Genomic DNA, 19,320 nt, shown 5'->3' with positions numbered 1-19,320 from the left:
TTTGAGGCCGGGGATGCCCTTGGCCTTCGACTTCGCTCAGGCTGAACGGGGGTTGGGGTCCGCTCCTGCCTCAATTCCTGCTGAGCCAGGTCGACGCGACCGTGACACAGTGGTTGCGCGCAAGAGTCATACCATCCTCCGTTCAGCCTAAGCGAAGTCGAAGGCCACGCCTCACCACCAGACAATCCGCCCCCAAAACCCGCGATCGGACGTTCCGCCAGCCATGCCCATCGATACCACCCGCAGCTTCACGCCCGTCCGCATCGCGGTACTGACCGTTTCCGACACCCGCTCACTGGCCGAGGATCGTTCCGGCGACACGCTGGTCGGCCTGCTCACCGAGGCAGGGCACGAACTGGCCGATCGTATTCTCCTGCGCGACGACGCCGACGAGATCGTTGACCAGCTCAACCGCTGGATCGAGGACGCCAGCATCGACTGCATCCTGACCACCGGCGGCACCGGCGTGACCGGCCGCGACGTCACGCCCGAGGCAGTCGAGCGTGTCGCGAGCAAGATGATCCCCGGCTTCGGCGAACTGTTCCGCTGGCTGAGCTATCAGACTATCGGCACCTCGACCATCCAGTCCCGCGCCTGCGCCTGCGTTGCCCGCGGCACCTATATCTTCGCGCTCCCCGGCTCGACCGGGGCGGTCAAGGATGCCTGGAACGGCATATTGCGCGACCAGCTCGACAGCCGCCACCGCCCCTGCAACTTCGTCGAGCTGATGCCCCGCCTTTTGGAGCGATAATCAGTCGGCCTGCATCGCCGCCAATTCGTGCCCGTCGACATCGTGGAAGTGAAAGCGCCGCCCACCGGGAAAGGCGAAGATCGGCACCACGACCGTCCCGCCCGCCGCCTCGACCGCCGCCAACGTCGCTTCGAGGTCATCGACGCGGATGACCGGCAGCGGCGCTTTCACCTTGTCCTGCGCGGCGTCGAGGCCGAGGTCGGTATCCCCGCTCATCGTCGCGGCATAATCCGGCCCGAAGTCGGTGAAGCTCCAGCCGAACGCCCGCGCATAGAAACGCTTCGCCGCCGCCCGATCGCCGACCGGCAGTTCGAGATACTCCAGGCGCGCCATCTCACCCTCCATTGTTCTTGCTATGTTCCATAACTTGCCTTAGTTTCCAGCCATGCGCAAGCCGGGACAAGATAAGCGGGCACAGCGAGGCGCGACGACCAACGCGGCCAGCCGCCGCTTCGCGCTTGCGGAACATATCGCCGACGGCGACTGGCTGGATGCCGAGACACTGATCGACGGCACGCCACCGCCGCTCCGCACCAGCGTGACCGTGGAGCGAGCCCGGACGATCCTAAGCCGCAACAGCTCCCCCGATGTGCCTTTCGACCGCTCGATCAACCCCTATCGCGGCTGCGAGCATGGCTGCATTTACTGCTTCGCGCGGCCGAGCCATGCCTATCACGACCTGTCGCCGGGGCTGGATTTCGAGAGCCGGTTGTTCGCCAAGCCCGATGCCGCCGCGCTGTTGCGGGCCGAACTCGCCAAGCCGGGCTACCGCGTCGCACCGATCGCGCTCGGGACCAACACCGATCCCTATCAGCCGATCGAGGGCGATTGGCGGATCACGCGGGCGATCCTGGAGGTGCTGGCCGAGACGGATCATCCCGTCGCGATCACCACCAAATCGGACCGGGTGCTACGCGACCTCGACATCCTGGCACCGATGGCCGCGAAGGGGCTGGCGACGGTCTGCGTGTCGGTGACCTCGCTCGATGCCAGGATCGCCCGGACGCTCGAGCCGCGCGCGCCGACGCCCGAACGGCGGCTGGCGGCGGTGGCGAAGCTGGCCGCGGCGGGCGTCCCCACCTATGTCTCGATCGCGCCGGTGATCCCCGCGATCACCGATCACGAGATCGAACATCTGGTCGAACGCGCGGCGATGGCGGGTGCGCGCCATGCCTTCTTCATCCCCGTCCGCTTGCCGCATGAGGTCGCGCCGCTGTTCCGCGCCTGGCTGGCCGAGCATTTCCCGGATTGGGCGGGCAAGGTGATGGCGATCATCCAGTCCCTGCGCGGGGGGCGCGACAACGACCCGGATTTCTTCACCCGGATGAAGGGACAGGGGCCATGGGCGGAGCTGTTGCGCGTGCGCTTTCACCGCGCCTGTCGACTTCACGGCCTCAACCGCGACCGGCCGCCGCTCGACACCAGCCTGTTTCGTCCGCCCCGTGGGGCACAGGGCGAATTGTTCTGAGGATCGTCCCTGTCGGTCGGTGCGTTAGGGATCCGAAGGAGAGATGCGATGATCCACGATCCCGAACAGACCACGCCAGCCGAGACCCCGAACGAGAATGATGCCGACCATTCGGGCGGCGGCTATGGCAATCATGGCGAGGCCGGTGACGAGGAACAGGACGGACGCACGACGGGCGAATGACGCTCAGCCACACCTCCCACCTCGGCACCGGGCCGGGTGGGAGGCGATGGACGCGGCGCATTACCCCACCAGCGCCAGCCGCGCCTCGGACGACTTCATCGCCACGGCCTTCACGCCAGGCAGGTCCTCGATATGGCTGGCCAGTTCGGCGTCCAGCAGGAAGTTGCGGCCCAGCGTCAGCAGCGTATCGCCGTCCGCCCCCTCGATCCGCGCCCGCACTTCGCCCCGGCCGTTGCGCAACGGGTCGAGCATCGCGTGCAGCGCCTTGAACGCCACCTTGTCGGTGATCGTCACCTCGACCACGAACTTGGCGGTGCTGGCAAGCCCGTCGAACAGCTGCACCCGCTTGATGCTCACGCGCGGTGCCTCTTCGCCCGGTCGACGGTCCAGCTCGACGGTGATGAGCGCGCAGTCGCCCTCCTTGGCGGCCTTTTCCAGATCGGCGGCGACCGAATCGTCGAAACAGGTCGCCAGGAACTGGCCCGTCGCATCCGACAGCTGCGCCATCATGTAACGCTTGCCCCGCGCCGAGGTGCGCCAGCGCGCATCCTCGACCAAGGCCGCCATGGTCGCGCCGATCCGCGCGCCGTCGTCGGGAATGACGAGGTCGGTCAGCGAGGTATAGGTCCGCGCACCGTGCATCTTGGCGATATGCGCATGGCGATCCACGGGGTGCGCCGAGAAATAGAAGCCGAACGCCTCCTTCTCCTGCTCCATCCGCTGCGACAGGGTCCAGCGGGTGCCGGTCGGCAGCTTGATCGCATCGCCCGCCACTTCGGTCTCGCCGAACAGCCCGCCCTGCCCGCTCGTCCGCCCTTCATGGGTGCGCGCGGCGATGGCGAGGACGGTTTCGGCGACCGCATGGACGCCCGCCCGGTTCGGCTCGATCCCGTCAAAGGCTCCGGCCGAGGCCAGCGTTTCCAGCTGGCGCTTGTTCATCAGGCGCGGATCGACACGCTTGGCGAGTGCATCAAGCGAGGCGAAGGCACCACCAGCCTGACGCTCGACGACCAGCTTCTCCATTGCGCCCTCGCCCACCGACTTCAGCGCGCCGAGCGCATAGCGGACGGCCAGGCCATCCTCATGCGCCTCGACATCGAACTCGGCCTGGCTGGCGTTGATGCAGGGCGGCAGCATCGTCACGCCCATGCGCCGCGCATCGTCGACGAAGATCGCCAGCTTGTCGGTCAGCGCCATGTCGTAGCACATCGACGCGGCATAGAATTCGTGCGGATGATGCGCCTTCAGCCACGCCGTCTGATAGGCGAGCAGCGCGTAAGCGGCCGCGTGGCTCTTGTTGAAGCCGTATCCGGCGAACTTGTCGATCAAGTCGAACAGCTCATTGGCCTTTTGCGCGGGGATGTTGTTCACCTCCGCGCAGCCCTTCACGAAGATGGCGCGCTGCGCGTCCATTTCCGCCTTGACCTTCTTGCCCATCGCGCGACGCAGCAAGTCGGCGCCGCCCAGCGAATAGCCCGCCAGGATCTGGGCGGCCTGCATCACCTGTTCCTGATAGACGAAGATGCCGTACGTCTCGGACAATATCTGTTCGAGCAGGGGATGCGGGTAGATGATCTCTTCGGTCCCCTGCTTGCGGCGACCGAAGCTGGGGATATTGTCCATCGGACCCGGCCGGTACAGCGACACGAGCGCGATGATGTCGCCGAAATTGGTCGGGCGCACGGCGGACAGGGTGCGCCGCATGCCTTCCGATTCCAGCTGGAACACGCCGACCGTGTCGCCCTTCTGGAGCAGCGCATAGGTCGCCTCGTCATCCCAGGCCAAGGCCCCGAGATCGACCTCGACCCCGCGCTTGGCGAGCAGCTGCACCGCCTTTTGCAGGACCGACAGAGTTTTCAGGCCAAGGAAGTCGAACTTCACCAGGCCTGCGCCCTCGACGAACTTCATGTCGAACTGCGTCACCGGCATGTCCGAGCGCGGATCGCGGTAGAGCGGCACCAGCTGCGCCAGCGGCCGGTCACCGATCACCACACCGGCGGCGTGGGTCGAGCTGTGGCGCGGCAAGCCCTCCAGCTTGGTGGCGAGGTCGAGCAGCCGGCGGACCTGATTGTCGTTGGCATATTCCTTCGCCAACTCGGGCACGCCGTTCAGCGCACGCTTCAGGTCCCAGGGGTCGGTCGGGTGGTTGGGCACCAGCTTGGCGAGGCGATCGACCTGGCCATAGCTCATCTGGAGCACGCGGCCGGTGTCCTTCAACACCGCGCGCGCCTTCAGCTTACCGAAGGTGATGATCTGCGCCACCTGATCGCGGCCATATTTCTCCTGGACGTAGCGGATGACCTCGCCACGCCGGGTTTCGCAAAAGTCGATGTCGAAGTCGGGCATCGACACGCGTTCCGGGTTCAGGAAGCGCTCGAACAGCAGGCCCAGCTTCAAGGGATCGAGGTCGGTGATGGTCAGCGCCCAGGCGACGACCGAGCCCGCGCCCGAACCACGGCCCGGCCCCACGGGAATGTCGTGATCCTTGGCCCATTTGATGAAGTCGGCCACGATCAGGAAGTAGCCGGGGAAGCCCATCTGAATGATGATGTCGACCTCGAACTTCAATCGTTCGTGATAGGCCTCGCGCCAGCCGGGTTCGCCCTCTCCCTCCAGCTCGGCGATGCGGTCGAGCCGGGCGTTCAGACCCGCCGTCGCGTCCTGGCGGAGCATCGCCGCCTCGCCCTCGCGGTCGCCCGCCAGGCTGGGCAGGATGGGCTTGCGCCACGGAGCCATGACCGCACAGCGCTGCGCGACGACCAGCGTGTTCTCGATTGCCTCGGGCAGGTCGGCGAAGAGCTGCTTCATCACCTCGGCGGGCTTCAGCCACGCCTCGGGACAGCTTTTGGGGCGGTCTTCCATTTCGACATAGGTCGAATTGGCGATGCACAGCATGGCGTCGTGCGCGTCGCGGAAACCGCTGTCGGTGAAGCAGCAGGGATTGGTCGCGACCAAAGGCAGGTCGCGGTCATAGGCCAGGTCGATCAGCTCCTGCTCGGCCGCCATCTCGACGGCATCGTCGCGCCGCGCCAATTCGACATAGAGGCGGTCACCATAGATTGCCTGAAGCCGGTCGGCATAGGCCCTGGCCCGATCCGGCTGGCCTTCGGCAAACAGGCGGGCAATGCCGCCCTCGCCCCCCGCGGTCAGTGCGATCAGGCCCTTGCTGAACCTCGCCAGCGTATCGAAGCCGACATGGGCGGCCAGCTCGATCGGGCGATCCAGATGCGCCGCCGATACCAGCGCACATAGATTGTCATACCCCTCCATGTCCTGCGCATAGAGCGCAATCCAGTCGACCATCGGCGCAACGTTTTCGGGCATGTCGGGCCGCGCGACGCCCAGCATCGTGCCGATGATCGGCTGCACCCCCGCCTTTTTCGCGGCGTCCGAAAAGGCCATAGCGGCATAAAGGCCGTTGCGGTCGGTCAGCCCGGCGGCGGGAAAGGCGTTCACCTTGGCCTGCGCTGCAATCGCCTTGGGGTCGATCGCCCCGTCCAGCATCGTGAAAGAGGAGAAAATACGGAGCGGCACATATCCGGAATGCATGTCCCATCCCTATCCGACCGCGCGTGATTCGACCAGCACGGAACCCCGCCCGACACAAGCCGTTACGCTGGCAGAAGGACTATCATGGATTGGGGCGACAGACGATGACCGATACCGACCGTTCCTTTGCCACCGCACTACGCCCCGGCGCGGGCTGGGGCTGGATCCTGGCCTATGGCATCCTGTCGGCGCTGCTCGGGCTGGCGGCATTCCTGTTTCCGGTGCCCGCGACCCTGGCGGTCACGCTGGTGATCGGGGCCTTCTTCATCGCGGCGGGCATCGTGTCGATCGCGGCCGGGATATTCGGCAAGGGGCATGAAGGGCGCGGCTATGCAATCGGCTTCGGCTTGGTTTCGCTCATCATCGGCCTCATCATGGCGTTCGAGCCAGCGACGGGCGCGATCTCGATCACCCTACTGGTCGCGGTGTGGCTAGGGCTTCGCGGCGCGCTGGAAATCGGCCTGGGCGCCCGGATGCGGCGGCGCGGGCTGATGATCGCGCTGGGCGTGCTGAACATCCTGCTGGCGTTGTTCGTGCTCGCAACCCTGCCGTGGAGTGCGATGACGCTGCCGGGTTACATCCTGGGGCTGAGCTTCCTGTTCGGCGGGATCACTGCGATCGCGTCGGCGCTGGACCACAAGAAGGGGGCGAGCGCGTTTTCAATGTAAGGAGCGTGTAGCCTTCGGCCGCATTCTCGGAAACGGACGGCGGCCGGGGGCATGAAATACCCCCGGCCCGTTCGTGCTGAGCGAAGTCGAAGCGCACGTCGAACATCCGCCAAGAACAGCGGTTTTCTCTCGGCCTTCGACTTCGCTCAGGCTGAACGGGTGATGAGGTTAGATTAGACCCTCAATATCCTGGACCAGTTCCTCGGGCTTGGTCGTCGGGGCGTAGCGTCCGACCACTTTCCCCGAGCGATCCACCAGAAACTTGGTGAAGTTCCACTTGATCGCCTTGGTACCCAGCACGCCCGGCGCCTGCGCCTTCAGCCACTGGAACAGCGGATCGGCGTCATCGCCATTGACGTCGATCTTCGCCATGACGGGGAAGTTGACGTCGTATGTCAGCGAGCAGAAGTTCGCGATCTCCGCCGCATCGCCCGGCTCCTGCGCGCCGAACTGGTTGCAGGGAAAGCCCAGAACGGTCAGCCCCTGCCCCTCGAAACGGCGGTGGAGCGCCTCCAGCCCCTCATATTGCGGGGTGAAGCCGCATTTGGACGCGGTGTTGACGATCAACAGGACGCGTCCCGCATAACGGCCCATATCGACCGGCGAGCCGTCCGCCGCCTTGACGGTGAAATCCGCGATACCACTCATGCGTGCTTCCCCAGCAGATAATCCAGATTGGCGCGGACGCCCGGCCATTCGCGGTCGATGATCGAATAGACGACGCTGTCGCGGATACGCCCGTCAGCCATCACCTGATGCCCGCGCAGCACGCCGTCCTTTTTCGCGCCCAGCCGCTCGATCGCTGCCTGGCTGCGCTTGTTCAGCGCATCGGTGCGGATCTGGACGGCCTGCGCCTCCATTACCTCAAAGGCATGGGCGAGCAGCATCCGTTTGGCCTCGGTATTCACGCCCGTCCGCTGGACGCGGGTGGCGTAGAAGGTGCCACCGATCTCCAGCCGCCGATGCTGGGGCGCGATCCTCATATAGCGGGTCGTGCCGACCACCTCGCCACCCGGCGTCTCGACCGTGAAGAGCAGCGCACGGCCCGCGTCGCGCTCCTTCAACGCCGCCGCCAGCCAACGCTCGGGTGTCTTCATCATCGAGACATTGGCATAAAAGATGTTCCAGAGATCCCCCTCACGCGCCACCTCGACCAAAGCGGGCAGGTCTGCCTCGACAAAGGGACGCAGCGTCACATGCCGCCCGGTCAGCGTCGGCGTCTCGGTCCAGACGCTCATTGCAGGCGCCCCTCGTGCAGACGGACCACCCGGTCCATCTTCAATGCCAGCCGCTCGTTATGCGTCGCGACCAGTGCTGCCGAGCCCTCGCCGCGCACCAGCCGCAGGAACTCGGCCAGCACGATTTCGGAGGTATGCTCGTCCAGATTGCCGGTCGGTTCGTCCGCCAGCACCAGCGGCGGCTGGTTGGAGAGCGCGCGGGCGACCGCCACGCGCTGCTGCTCGCCGCCGGACAGCTGGCTGGGCCGGTGGGTCAGGCGGTGGCCCAGCCCCAGCGCGGTCAGCAATCCCTTGGCGCGCGCCTCGGCATCGGCGGGCAGCTTGCCCTGGACGAGCTGCGGCAGGACGACATTCTCAATCGCGTTGAAGTCGGGCAGCAGGTGGTGGAACTGATAGACGAAGCCCAGATGATCGCGCCGCGCGATGGTGCGACCATGCGAGTCGAGCTTCGACACCTCCTCGCCTGCGATACGGATCGAGCCGGAGAAACCGCCCTCCAGCAGGCCCACGGCCTGAAGCAGCGTCGATTTGCCCGAACCGGACGGCCCGAGGAGCGCCACGATCTCACCCGGCGCGATCGCCAGGTCGACACCGCGCAGCACCTCGATCGTCTGCCCGCCTTGCGTGAAGCTGCGCGACAATTCGCGGGTCGCCAGCACCGGCTCGGCGGCGCGGGGCTCGGCGGCAATTCCCATGCGGATGATCGGATCATTCATAGCGCAGCACCTGAACCGGGTCCGTGCTCGCCGCCTTCCAGGCGGGGTAGAGCGTGGCGAGGAAAGAGAAGACGAGCGCCATCGACGCGATCACGACGATCTCGACCGGATCGGTCTTGGACGGCAGCTCGGTAAGATAGCGGATCGATGGGTCCCACAGATTCTGCCCCGTCACGAACTGGACGAAGTTCACCACCCCCTGGCGATAGAACAGGAAGATCGCGCCCAGCACCAAACCGGCCAGCGTCCCCAGCGCGCCGATGGTGGTGCCGACCGTAATGAAGATGCGCATGAGGCCGCCGCGAGTCGCACCCATGGTGCGCAGGATCGCGATGTCGCGGGTCTTGGCGCGGACCAGCATGATGAGCGAGGACAGAATGTTGAATACCGCAACCAGGATGATGATCGACAGCACGGTGAACATCGCCACCCGCTCGACCGCCAGCGCCTCGAAAAGCTGGGCGTTCATCGTGCGCCAGTCGGCGATGACGGCGCGGCCGCCGAGCTTGTCGGCGAGCGGGGCCAGGATCTGCCCGACCCTGTCGGCATCGACCGTCTGAATCTCGACCATGCCGACCGTATCGCCCATCAGGAGCAGCGTCTGCGCATCCTCGATCGGCATGATGACATAGGCCTTGTCGTAATCGTACACCCCGATTTCGAAGATCGCCCCGACCTTGTAGCTGACGATGCGCGGCACGGTGCCGAAGGGCGTGGTCTGTCCCTGCGGGCTGATAAGCGAAATCTCCGAGCCGACCTGCGCGCCCAGCGCCTCGGCCAGGCGACTGCCGATCGCGATGCGGTCGCTGCCCGGCGTGATGCTGTTCAGATTGCCCATGATGATTTTGGAGCGAATGGCCGAGTTGCCCCGGATATCCTGCACCCGCATGCCGCGTACCAGCACCGCCTCGACCCGGCCGTTATAGCTGGACATCAGCGGCTGTTCGATCATCGGCACCGCGCTGGTGACACCCGGCGTCGCCTTGGCCTCGCGAACGATATCGCGCCAGTCGGGCAGGCGCCCGCCCACCCCCTGCACCACCGCATGGCCGTTGAGGCCGACGATCTTGTCGAACAGCTCGGCCCGGAAGCCGTTCATCACGCTCATGACGATGACCAGCGCCGCGACGCCCAGCATCACCGCGACCAGGCTGATCGAGGCGACGAGGAAGATGAACGCCTCTCCCTTGCCCGGCAGCAGATAGCGCCGGGCGATCATCCGTTCATAGCGTGACAGGATCATTGATGTCCGATCGATCCGTAGAGAAACTGACTAGCCCCAAGGGCTGTACGGGCGGCGTCCGGTGCTGGCAATGCCGCGTCCGGTTCGTGCACCCCAACGGACGACTCGCCACGTTGTTGCTCCGACGACACACATGCCCGCCAATCGTAGCAAGGATGCCGCAAGAGGGATGACAAGCGGCCCTGCCGTACCGTAACACACTCTTACTGAGACACAGGCAGCAACGGCCGTGGTTCGGGGATTGCTCCAACGCTCACCCAAAGAGGTTGATGCGGGAGCGGGAAAAGGGGGCTGACGAGCGATCGTCACGCAGGCGCCCGGATCGGAAACGGTCCGGGCGTTTGTCATTGGGCCTCGCGCTTCGCTCCTTCGAAAAGCCGCCGGAACCGGCTGAGAAACGGGGAGCTTCCAAACTCCGTTTCCAGATGCCGGCCCGGCGCCCGTTCACGGGACTGTCGCTATACCAGATCAAGATGAACCGAAGGTGGACGAATCCTGTGATTCGCGCTTCAATCCCCCCCAAGCGAGCTTGGCGAGGAATTGGATCAGAAAGACTTGGAAATCGTGAAGCCATAGGTCCGGGGATCGCCCGGCTGGCCAACGATCAGCCCGGTCGACCCCGACTGGGTCGCGAGCAGCTCGTAATAATCATGGTCGAACAGGTTCCGCACCCAGACAAAGGCGTTCAGGTTGCCCGGCGCCTTGAAACCGGCGCGGACGTTGGACAGGCTGTACCCATTGATGTCGGTATAGGCCGAGCGCGACGGGTTGGACGAGAATTTCGACCGATAGCTGCCGTCATAGCCCAGATAGAATTGTCCCTCGGCCCCCGCCACGGTCGCGGGCAGGTCATACTCCGCACCGTAGGAAAAGGCCCAGCGCGACACCCCCGGCAGCCACTGGCCCGAGATGTTGCAATAGGGCAGCGATGCACCCGGCGTCCCCGCCGCCGCCGGGGTCCCGACGATCTGGCCGTTCACCACCGGCAGCGCGGTCCCGCCGGACAGCTCGGGCGGGCATGGCGCGTTGGTGAAGCGGGTGTAGCGCGCATCGGTAAAGGCTCCGTTGGCATAGACGTTGAAGCGCTCGGTCGGCCGGAAAGCCGAGTCGATCTCGATCCCGCGCGTCCGTACCCGGCCCGCATTGGCGAGGTAGCCGCGCAGGACATTGACCTGCAGGTTGTTCACCGTCGCCTGATAATCGCCGATCTCGGTCCAGAAGCCCGCGATGTTCACCGTAGCGCGGCGGTCGGCGAACTGGGTCTTCAGGCCCAGCTCGAAATGGTTGACCTTTTCGGGCCGGACGGTCTGCGTCGCAAGGATCGGGTTGTTCTGCGCGTCTAGCGGCAGGCCGGACAGGTTGATGCCGCCAGACTTATAGCTGCGAGCATAGGTCGCATAATAATGGACGTTCGGATTGAATTCGTACGCGACGGTCAGGTCGCCCGACACGTTCCAGTTGGTGAAGGACGGCGTATAATTCTGCGGCGCCAATACCCCGCGCTGGTCGCTGGTCAGGGTGGTCGAGCCCGCTCCGTTGGTCACGACCGAGACATAGGAGCCGTCCTTGCGGTCGTAATTCAGGCGCAACCCCGGCGACACCGACAAACGATCGTCAATGTGCCAGGTCAGCTTGCCGAACAGCGCGGCCGAGGTGTTGGTGAAACCGATCGTGTTACGCGATGTCAGGCCGTTCAGCGTCGCCGGGTTGCGCCCGCCCGCACTCGTCGGGTTGAGCAGGAAGGCGCTCGCCGCCGGGCCCTGGACCTGTAGTCCCTGGGTGTCGATCGACTGCCAGAAGTAGAACGCGCCCAGAACGTAATCGAGCGTCCGCTTGCCGTTCGACGCAATGCGCAATTCCTGCGTGACCTGGCTCTGCTGCGACGGATTGGCCGACACGGTGGTGATCGGCAGGCCGATGAAGTCGCGGTCGTTCGACGGGTCCCAATGCCAGAAGCGCCAGGCCGACACGCTGGTCAGCGTCGCCTCGCCGACGTCCCAGTTCGCCACCAGCGACAGCCCGCCCAGTTCCTGCCTGGCGCGCAGATCGGTATCGACATCGGTCAGCCGGTCGAAGGCATTGGTCGAGGGCACATTATACCCTTGGGCAGCCGCCAGCGCGGCATATTGCCGGTTGAGCGGCCGCTGCGTCGCCCCCACCCGCGCATAATATTGGACGCAGCAATTGGGGTTCTGTCGCGCATAATCACCGGACAGGGTCAGGTCGAACGTGGGCGTCGCGTGCCATAGAAACTGGCTGCGCAGCGACAGATTGTCTTGGGCATTCTGCCATTCCTGCTGGCGGGTATTGTAGATGGTACCACGCCGCGACGTAATCGAGGTCGACAGCCGCACCGCCACCTTGTCGTCGACCAGCGGGCCGGACACCGACGCCTTGGCCTGGAAGAAGTCGTAATTGCCCGCACTCAGCTCGACCCGCGCCTCGGGCGAGAAGCTGGGCGCGCGGGTGATGATGTTGATCGCGCCCGCCGTCGTGTTCTTGCCATAGAGCGTGCCCTGCGGCCCGCGCAGCACCTCGATCCGCTCGGTATCGGTGAAGTCGAACGTCGCCGAGGCGATGCGGCTGTAATAGACCTGGTCGACATAGATGCCGACGCCCTGCTCGATCCCGTCATTGGTGAGGCCAAACGGCGCGCCCAGCCCGCGGATATTGGCCGCCGAGTTGCGCGGGTTGGTGGAATAGAATTGCAGCGTCGGCTGGATTTGGGTCAGCCGGTTGACATTGTAGGTGCCGGTCTCGGCCAGCGCGGTGCCGCCGATCACCGACATAGCGATGGGCACGCTCTGGATCGTCTCGGTACGCCTGCGCGCGGTGACAACGACATCGCCCCCGCCCTGCTGCGCGGTACCCAGCCTCCCCTCATCGCGACGGTTCTGTCCGGCGTTCGGCTCGGCGGTGACATCGACTTGCGGATTGGCGGTGGCCGCCGTCTGGGCGGCCAGGATCAGGGCCAGGGTGAAGGACATGGAAGCTCCCCTTTCGATTTCACCTCCTATTCACACATCGTTTTAGTAGGTATTCAAGCCAGCGATGACTTGGCGCGGGCGAAGATTTGCTACTCGATCCAGAAACGCCCTTGAAGTACGCTGACAGCGAACCACATAGGTTCGCGTGCGACGCCGATATCGGGTCGCACGGATGGGCCATGCGTCATCCCGCGCCGGGATGGAGCGGCCGATCCCGTTTCAATTCGCTTCTGATGGAGGTTTTGACATGCGTATCGATCTGACCCCGTACCGCCGCTCGACCATCGGCTTCGATCGGCTGTTCGATCTGCTGGAGGCCAATTCGCGGGCCAACTCGGCGGAAAACTATCCCCCCTTCAACCTCGAGCGTCTGGCCGAGGACCGTTACCGCATCACCCTGGCGGTGGCCGGTTTCGCCCGTGACGAGATCGAGATCACCGCGCAGCAGAACATGCTGCTCGTCACCGGCAAGAAGGATGACAAGGCGGGCTCGCCCAATTTCCTGCATGTCGGCATCGCCAATCGCTCGTTCGAGCGGCGCTTCGAACTCGCCGACTTCGTGTTCGTCGAGGATGCGCGCCTGAACGACGGCCTGCTCGTCATCGACCTCGTACGTGAGGTGCCCGAGGCGATGAAGCCCAAGACGATCGCGATCAAGACGGGCCAGCCGCTCGCCGCGGTGGAACATCACGCCGGTGAGGCCGACGAGGCCAAGGCGGCGTAACCAGCTCGACGTCTTATTCTCCCTAAAGACGTCGCGGGGCGTCCGGGCTGACGGGCCCGGGCGCCTTTTTCTTTGGGACGGATCAACTTTCCGCCATACCCGTCTCCCCTCGCCCCTCATCGAGGGGAGAGGGAAGGAAGCGGGATCAATGTCGATCCACCCCAGGACAAAGCCGCCGTTCAGGCTGAGCGAAGTCGAAGCCTACGCCCTGCCCCCCGCCAAGAGGACAGACTTTCCCGTGGCCTTCGACTGCGCTCAGGCTGAACGGAAGTGGAGACTGAGCAACCGCAAAAGAAAACCCCGCCTCCGTGGGGAGGCGGGGTCAAAAATCAAACCAGCCGGCTCTGCTTCACCGCCGCTTCGACGAAGCTGGCGAAGAGCGGGTGTGGGTCGAAGGGCTTCGACTTCAGTTCCGGGTGGAACTGGACACCAACGAACCAGGGATGGTCGGGCCGCTCGACGATTTCGGGAAGCGTGCCGTCGGGCGACATGCCGCTGAACACCAGGCCGCCCTTTTCCAGCGCTTCCTTATAGGTGGTATTTACCTCGTAACGGTGACGGTGGCGCTCGGAAATATCCTCGCTGCCATAGATGGAGGCGACGACGCTGTTGCCCGTCAGCTTGGCCTGATAGGCGCCCAGCCGCATCGTGCCGCCCATGTCGCCGCTGGCCTCGCGCTTTTCGAGACCATCGCGACCCATCCATTCGGTGATGAGGCCGACGATCGGCTCGGAGGTGGGGCCGAACTCGGTCGAGGAGGCGTCGGCGATGCCCGCCAGGTTTCGCGCGCCCTCGACGCACGCCATCTGCATGCCGAAGCAGATGCCGAAATAGGGCACCCGACGTTCGCGGGCGAAGCGAACCGCCTCGATTTTGCCCTGCGCACCACGCTCGCCGAAGGCACCGGGGACCAGGATGGCATGGCAGGGTTCGAGTTGCTGCGCGATCTCGCTCTCGTCGCCTTCGAACAGCTCGGCGTCGATCCAGCGGATATGGACCTTCACCTTGTTGGCGATACCGCCATGGACCAGCGCTTCGTTGAGCGACTTATAGGCGTCCTGCAGGCCGACATATTTGCCGACCACGCCGATCGTCACTTCGCCTTCCGGATTGACCAGGCGGTCGACGATCTCGGTCCAGCGCGACAGGTCGGGTGCACCCTGGGGCTCGATGCCGAAGGCGCGCAGCACCTCCGAGTCGAGACCCTCGGCGTGGTACTGCAAGGGCACCGCATAGATGCTCTTGGCGTCCAGCGCCGGGATCACGGCCGAGGGCGGCACGTTGCAGAACAGGCCGATCTTGGCGCGATCCGAGGCGGGCAGCGGATGCTCGCAGCGGCAGACCAGCACGTCGGGGGCAACGCCCAGCGCCGCGATCTCGCGCACCGAATGCTGGGTCGGCTTGGTCTTCAACTCGCCCGCCGCCGCGATGTACGGCACCAGCGTGACATGGATGCTGATCGACTTGCCACGACCCAGCTCGTTCTTGAGCTGGCGGATCGCCTCGATGAAGGGCAGCGATTCGATGTCGCCGACCGTTCCGCCGATCTCACAGAGGATGAAGTCGATCTCGTTGCCGTTCTCGTCGAGCGTATCCGCCTTCGCGAACGCCTTGATCGCGTCGGTGACGTGCGGGATAACCTGGACGGTCGCGCCCAGATAGTCGCCGCGCCGCTCGCGCTCGATGATCGTCTTGTAGATGCGGCCCGAGGTCACATTGTCCGACTGGCGCGAGGACACGCCGGTAAAACGCTCATAGTGACCCAGGTCGAGATCGGTCTCGGCCCCGTCGTCGGTCACATAGACTTCGCCGTGCTGGTACGGGCTCATCGTGCCCGGATCGACATTGAGATAGGGATCAAACTTGCGGATGCGCACGCTGTAGCCGCGTGCCTGCAAGAGAGCTGCGAGAGAGGCCGCCATGAGGCCCTTGCCGAGCGACGAAACCACGCCGCCGGTGATGAAGATATACCGCGCCATGGGAAGAATCGCCTAGCTTGGATGGGGGGGATACGACAACAGCAAAGATGCGCGCCGCCGGAAAATATCGGCGGCGCGTTGGCCTATGCTGCGATGGAAACGAGACTTAGCGGGCGAGCGGAACCGCCGAATTGTCCGCAGGCGCCTGCTGGGCCGGAGCGGCGCCGGTCGGGACCGGGGCAGGCGCGGGCTGGGTGATCGGCGCCTGGGTCGCGGGCGTGCGGGCCAGCGAGGTGTCGATGGCGGGTGCCCCGCGCGTCGCGGCCAGCACGGCGAGCAGGATCGAGAAGCCGACGAACGCCGTCGCCAGCACCGCCGTCGCGCGGCTGAGGAAGTCCGCCGCGCCGCGTGCCGACATCAGCCCCGACGGGCTGCCCCCCATGCCCAGACCGCCGCCTTCCGACCGCTGCATGAGGATCACCGTGACCAGAGTCGCGGCGATGATGGCGTGGATGACGAGCAGAAATGCGAACATGAGGCGCGTATGATCCCGAACAAGGGGTGTGCGAAACCGCGCACATAGGCGACGTGCGTGGCGGGATCAACCTTGCGCCGGGGCAGAGCGCGACGCCGCGCCCTGACGCCCGCTGAAAAGGTTCCGCAAAATCACCGAACCAAGTTGTTCATCTGATCGGAACAAGAGTGAAACCACCACGGATAAAGGGCGTTATGACTTCGAAACAACGCCCGGCAAAGCCCGGCCCAGCCATTGGAACCGCCACCCGTGTCCAATCCACACGACCCGCAGTCGCTGTTCGCCTGGATGAGCGCCCTTGTCGATTATGTCCGGTCGGGCGAGCCCGATCTGACCAACCGGCAGATGGCTTTGCTGCTCGTCGTCTATCTGCGTCCCGGCCCCCATACGGTGCGCGGTCTGGCGCGCGCCTTGAACGTCTCGAAACCTGTCGTTACCCGCGCCTTGAATAGACTGGGAACGCTGGGCTATCTGCGCCGCCAACGCGATGATAGCGACAAGCGTAACATCTTTGTCGCCAGGACACCTGAAGGGGCGGACTTTCTTGAAGAATTCGGACATTTCATCGGCGCCGGGGACGCCCCAACCCTCCAGCGGGCCAACGCGTAAGAGCTTTGCCCTGCAGGGGCGCACCGTCGGTCTCGACCCGCGCACCCATGCGGTTCGCCCCGATCTCGCCGATGTCCGCCTCGCTGAATACGTATTCGCGCCCCATTATGCCGCGCCCCTGCCCTATAGGACCAATGCGCCGGTGACCCTGCGCGAAGGACGTGCCACGAGCAGCGCGGTGCTGGCCGAGTTGCGCTCGGGCGAAACGTTCGAGGTGCTCGAGCTAGCGGGCGGCCATGCATGGGGTATCGCAGCCGACCTGGGGCTGGTCGGCTATTGCGACGCGCGGCTGTTGGAGCGGGTGCAGTGACGAAGACGGTTTTCATCGATGGCGGCGCGGGCACGACCGGGCTGGAGATCGCCGACCGGCTGGCGGAGCGTCCCGACCTGTCGATCCTGACCCTGCCCGATGATCGTCGCAAGGATGCCGAGGCACGCCGGGAGGCGATCAACGATGCCGATTTCGTCATCCTCTGCCTACCAGACGATGCCGCGCGCGAAGCCGTCTCGCTGATCGCCAACGACCGGACGCGGGTGGTCGACGCCTCTACCGCGCATCGCACCGCGCCGGGCTGGGTCTATGGTTTCGCCGAGCTGGAACCCGAGCAGCAGGACCGGATCGCTTCGGCACGGTTCGTGTCCAATCCCGGTTGCTACCCGACCGGCTTTCTGGCGCTCGTCCGCCCGCTGGTGCGCGCCGGGATTATCCCTGCCAACTTCCCGGTGACGGTGAATGCCGCGTCCGGCTATTCGGGCGGCGGCAAGGCGATGATCGCCGAATATGAAACCGCCACCCATCGCGCCTTCCGCCCCTATGGCCTTACGCTCGCGCACAAGCATGCGCCCGAGATGCAGCGCCATTCGGGCCTGACCCATGCGCCGATCTTCGCGCCCGCCGTGGTCGACACCTATCGCGGCATGGTCGTCGAGGTGCCCCTGCCCCTTTACGCCCTGCCCGGCGCGCCCTCGCTCGACCGCGTGACACAGGTGCTGGCCGACGCCTATGCCGACAGCCGCATCGTGCGTTTTTCGGCGGATGCCGTAACGGCGGTGAATATCGAGGAAAATGCCGGAACCGACCGGATGACCTTGCGCGTGTGCGGCAATCCGGCCACGGGTCAGGTACGACTGATCGCCACGCTCGACAATCTGGGCAAGGGTGCCGGGGGTGCGGCGGTCCAGAATTTGAACATCATGGCCGGGCTCGATCCGGCCGCAGGCCTCGTCCTCTAAGGAGACGTCATGACGCGCAATCCCGTTGGCAAGCTGCTGCTGTTCGGCGCGACCGGCGATTTGTCGCAGCGGATGCTGCTTCCCTCGCTGTTCAACCTCCATTCGGACGGGCTGCTGCCCGAGGGGCTGACGATCACCGGCACCGCGCGGTCGGATCATGACGATGCCAGCTTCCGCGAATTCGCGGCCAAGGCGCTCGACACCTTCCTACCGGACGACCGCAAGGACGCCGACACCATCGCCAGCTTCCGGGAGCGGGTGCAGTACCAGTCGCTCGACGCCTCCTCGATGGATGGCTTCCCGGCGCTGGCGGAGAAGGTCGGTGACGTATCGAACGGCCTCGCCATCTATCTGTCGACCGCGCCCAGCCTGTTCGAGTCCACCATCAAGGGCCTCGAATCGGTCGGCCTGGCGGGCGAGACGGTGCGGATCGGTCTGGAAAAGCCGCTCGGCTACGACCTCGCCTCGTCGAAGGAAATCAACGACGCGGTCGCCTTCGGCTTCCCGGAGGAGCGGACCTTCCGCATCGACCATTATCTGGGCAAGGAAACCGTCCAGAACATCCTGGCGCTGCGCTTCGGCAATTTCTTCTTCGAACCGATCTGGAACGCGCACGGCATCGACAATGTGCAGATCACCATCGCCGAGACGGTCGGGCTGGAGGATCGCGCGGGCTATTACGAAGGTGCTGGTGCGCTGCGCGACATGGTGCAGAACCATATCCTGCAGCTGCTCGCCCTCATCGCGATGGAGCCGCCCGCGCGCTATGACGGCAATTCGATCCGCGACGAAAAGGCCAAGGTCTTCCGCTCGCTGCGCCTGATGTCGCCCGAGGAAGTGCCCAACAACACCGTGACCGGGCAATATTCGGATGGAGCGGTCGGCGGCAAGATCGTCGGTTCCTATGCCGACGAGTTGGGCAAGCCGTCCAAGACCGAGACCTTTGTCGCGATCAAGGCGCATGTCGACAATTGGCGCTGGCAGGGCGTGCCCTTCTACCTGCGCACCGGCAAGCGCATGGCCGCGCGCCGCTCGGAAATCGCGATCCAGTTCAAGCCGGTGCCGCACTCGATGTTCGCCGGGCGCGGTGGCCTGCTCCAGCCCAACACGCTGGTCATCCGCCTCCAGCCCGAGGAATATATTCAGCTGCTGGTGATGGCGAAGGAACCGGGCCTCGACCGCGACGGCATCCGCCTGCGCGAAGTGCCGCTGAACCTGTCGCTCGACGCCGAGTTTGCAGGCACCCGCCGCCGCATCGCCTATGAGCGGTTGCTGCTCGACCTGATCGAGGGCGACCAGACGCTCTTCGTCCGCCGTGACGAGGTGGAGGCGCAGTGGACCTGGATCGACGCGATCCGCGCGGGTTGGGACGCCAACGACGTCAAGCCCAAGACCTATCCGAGCGGCAGCTGGGGCCCCTCCTCCGCCATCGCGCTGACCGAGCGCGACGGGGTGCACTGGCAGGACGACTGACCGCTCCGCCTTCCCGGTGGAGGC

General features: G+C 65.2%; 18 protein-coding genes. 9 read left to right on the top strand and 9 right to left on the bottom strand.

Annotated elements, in window-relative coordinates; translation table 11 throughout:
• Nucleotides 1-223 precede the first annotated feature (223 nt).
• Nucleotides 224-751 carry a molybdenum cofactor biosynthesis protein B gene (gene moaB / locus AC1GI4_RS00970; protein WP_479628209.1) on the top strand — a complete coding sequence of 176 codons (528 nt, stop codon included), beginning with the start codon at nt 224-226 and terminating at the stop codon, nt 749-751.
• Here the strand turns inward: moaB and AC1GI4_RS00965 are convergent, their stop codons facing one another.
• On the bottom strand, nt 752-1,084 hold the full coding sequence (locus AC1GI4_RS00965; protein WP_479628208.1) for a VOC family protein: 333 nt from the start codon (nt 1,082-1,084) through the stop codon (nt 752-754).
• A gap of 52 nt (nt 1,085-1,136) precedes the next feature.
• Between AC1GI4_RS00965 and AC1GI4_RS00960 the strand changes: the two genes are divergently transcribed.
• Both AC1GI4_RS00960 and AC1GI4_RS00955 read left to right on the top strand, forming a co-directional pair.
• Nucleotides 1,137-2,219, top strand: coding sequence for a PA0069 family radical SAM protein (locus AC1GI4_RS00960; RefSeq protein ID WP_479628207.1), 1,083 nt, complete (start codon nt 1,137-1,139; stop codon nt 2,217-2,219).
• A gap of 48 nt (nt 2,220-2,267) precedes the next feature.
• Nucleotides 2,268-2,402, top strand: coding sequence for a hypothetical protein (locus AC1GI4_RS00955; protein ID WP_294275518.1), 135 nt, complete (start codon nt 2,268-2,270; stop codon nt 2,400-2,402).
• Nucleotides 2,403-2,462: 60 nt separating this feature from the next.
• Here AC1GI4_RS00955 and dnaE read toward each other — a convergent pair whose 3' ends face one another.
• Nucleotides 2,463-5,951: a DNA polymerase III subunit alpha gene (dnaE, locus tag AC1GI4_RS00950; protein ID WP_479628206.1), complete on the bottom strand. Its 3,489-nt coding sequence runs from the start codon at nt 5,949-5,951 to the stop codon at nt 2,463-2,465.
• A 104-nt stretch (nt 5,952-6,055) separates the two neighbouring features.
• Between dnaE and AC1GI4_RS00945 the strand changes: the two genes are divergently transcribed.
• Nucleotides 6,056-6,619, top strand: coding sequence for an HdeD family acid-resistance protein (locus AC1GI4_RS00945; RefSeq protein ID WP_479628205.1), 564 nt, complete (start codon nt 6,056-6,058; stop codon nt 6,617-6,619).
• A gap of 168 nt (nt 6,620-6,787) precedes the next feature.
• On the opposite strand, the gene AC1GI4_RS00940 is transcribed toward AC1GI4_RS00945, so the two are convergent.
• The 5 genes from AC1GI4_RS00940 to AC1GI4_RS00920 form a co-directional block, all read right to left on the bottom strand.
• Nucleotides 6,788-7,267, bottom strand: a complete 480-nt coding sequence (locus AC1GI4_RS00940) for a glutathione peroxidase (RefSeq protein WP_294274535.1) — start codon at nt 7,265-7,267, stop codon at nt 6,788-6,790.
• Complete coding sequence (locus AC1GI4_RS00935; RefSeq protein WP_479628204.1) at nt 7,264-7,857, bottom strand: GNAT family N-acetyltransferase; 594 nt, start codon at nt 7,855-7,857, stop codon at nt 7,264-7,266. The genes AC1GI4_RS00940 and AC1GI4_RS00935 overlap by 4 nt, the downstream gene beginning before the upstream one ends.
• A complete protein-coding gene (locus tag AC1GI4_RS00930) occupies nt 7,854-8,573 on the bottom strand; it encodes an ABC transporter ATP-binding protein (protein WP_479628203.1) in 720 nt (239 codons plus the stop codon). The genes AC1GI4_RS00935 and AC1GI4_RS00930 overlap by 4 nt, the downstream gene beginning before the upstream one ends.
• The gene (locus AC1GI4_RS00925; RefSeq protein WP_479628202.1) at nt 8,566-9,816 is read right to left on the bottom strand and encodes a lipoprotein-releasing ABC transporter permease subunit; all 1,251 of its coding nucleotides are present in this window, start codon (nt 9,814-9,816) and stop codon (nt 8,566-8,568) included. The genes AC1GI4_RS00930 and AC1GI4_RS00925 overlap by 8 nt, the downstream gene beginning before the upstream one ends.
• A 545-nt stretch (nt 9,817-10,361) precedes the next feature.
• The gene (locus AC1GI4_RS00920) at nt 10,362-12,803 is read right to left on the bottom strand and encodes a TonB-dependent receptor (RefSeq protein WP_479628201.1); all 2,442 of its coding nucleotides are present in this window, start codon (nt 12,801-12,803) and stop codon (nt 10,362-10,364) included.
• Between the two features lie 247 nt (nt 12,804-13,050).
• Here AC1GI4_RS00920 and AC1GI4_RS00915 point away from each other — a divergent pair, with 247 nt between their 5' ends.
• On the top strand, nt 13,051-13,527 hold the full coding sequence (locus AC1GI4_RS00915; RefSeq protein ID WP_294274527.1) for an Hsp20 family protein: 477 nt from the start codon (nt 13,051-13,053) through the stop codon (nt 13,525-13,527).
• Between the two features lie 329 nt (nt 13,528-13,856).
• Here the strand turns inward: AC1GI4_RS00915 and AC1GI4_RS00910 are convergent, their stop codons facing one another.
• Together AC1GI4_RS00910 and secG are read right to left on the bottom strand one after the other, a co-directional pair.
• The gene (locus tag AC1GI4_RS00910) at nt 13,857-15,506 is read right to left on the bottom strand and encodes a CTP synthase (RefSeq protein WP_433910451.1); all 1,650 of its coding nucleotides are present in this window, start codon (nt 15,504-15,506) and stop codon (nt 13,857-13,859) included.
• A gap of 106 nt (nt 15,507-15,612) precedes the next feature.
• Entirely contained in the window at nt 15,613-15,981 is a 369-nt protein-coding gene (gene secG / locus AC1GI4_RS00905) for a preprotein translocase subunit SecG (protein WP_479628200.1), read from the bottom strand.
• Nucleotides 15,982-16,269: 288 nt separating this feature from the next.
• Between secG and AC1GI4_RS00900 the strand changes: the two genes are divergently transcribed.
• Genes AC1GI4_RS00900 through zwf form a run of 4 tightly spaced genes read left to right on the top strand, consistent with a single transcriptional unit; the run spans nt 16,270 to nt 19,296 of the window.
• Nucleotides 16,270-16,590 (top strand): MarR family transcriptional regulator, encoded by a 321-nt coding sequence (locus AC1GI4_RS00900; protein ID WP_479630320.1) that lies wholly within the window; start codon nt 16,270-16,272, stop codon nt 16,588-16,590.
• A complete protein-coding gene (locus tag AC1GI4_RS00895) occupies nt 16,526-16,900 on the top strand; it encodes an SH3 domain-containing protein (RefSeq protein WP_433910449.1) in 375 nt (124 codons plus the stop codon). The genes AC1GI4_RS00900 and AC1GI4_RS00895 overlap by 65 nt, the downstream gene beginning before the upstream one ends.
• On the top strand, nt 16,897-17,823 hold the full coding sequence (gene argC / locus AC1GI4_RS00890; protein ID WP_479628199.1) for an N-acetyl-gamma-glutamyl-phosphate reductase: 927 nt from the start codon (nt 16,897-16,899) through the stop codon (nt 17,821-17,823). The genes AC1GI4_RS00895 and argC overlap by 4 nt, the downstream gene beginning before the upstream one ends.
• 9 nt (nt 17,824-17,832) lie before the next feature.
• A complete protein-coding gene (gene zwf / locus AC1GI4_RS00885) occupies nt 17,833-19,296 on the top strand; it encodes a glucose-6-phosphate dehydrogenase (RefSeq protein ID WP_479628198.1) in 1,464 nt (487 codons plus the stop codon).
• The last annotated feature ends 24 nt before the right edge of the window (nt 19,297-19,320 follow it).

Source organism: Sphingomonas sp. 77B, from assembly GCF_056497825.1.
The sequence above is the reverse complement of the archived record's forward strand: the minus strand, read 5'-3'. Positions and strand labels throughout refer to the sequence as shown.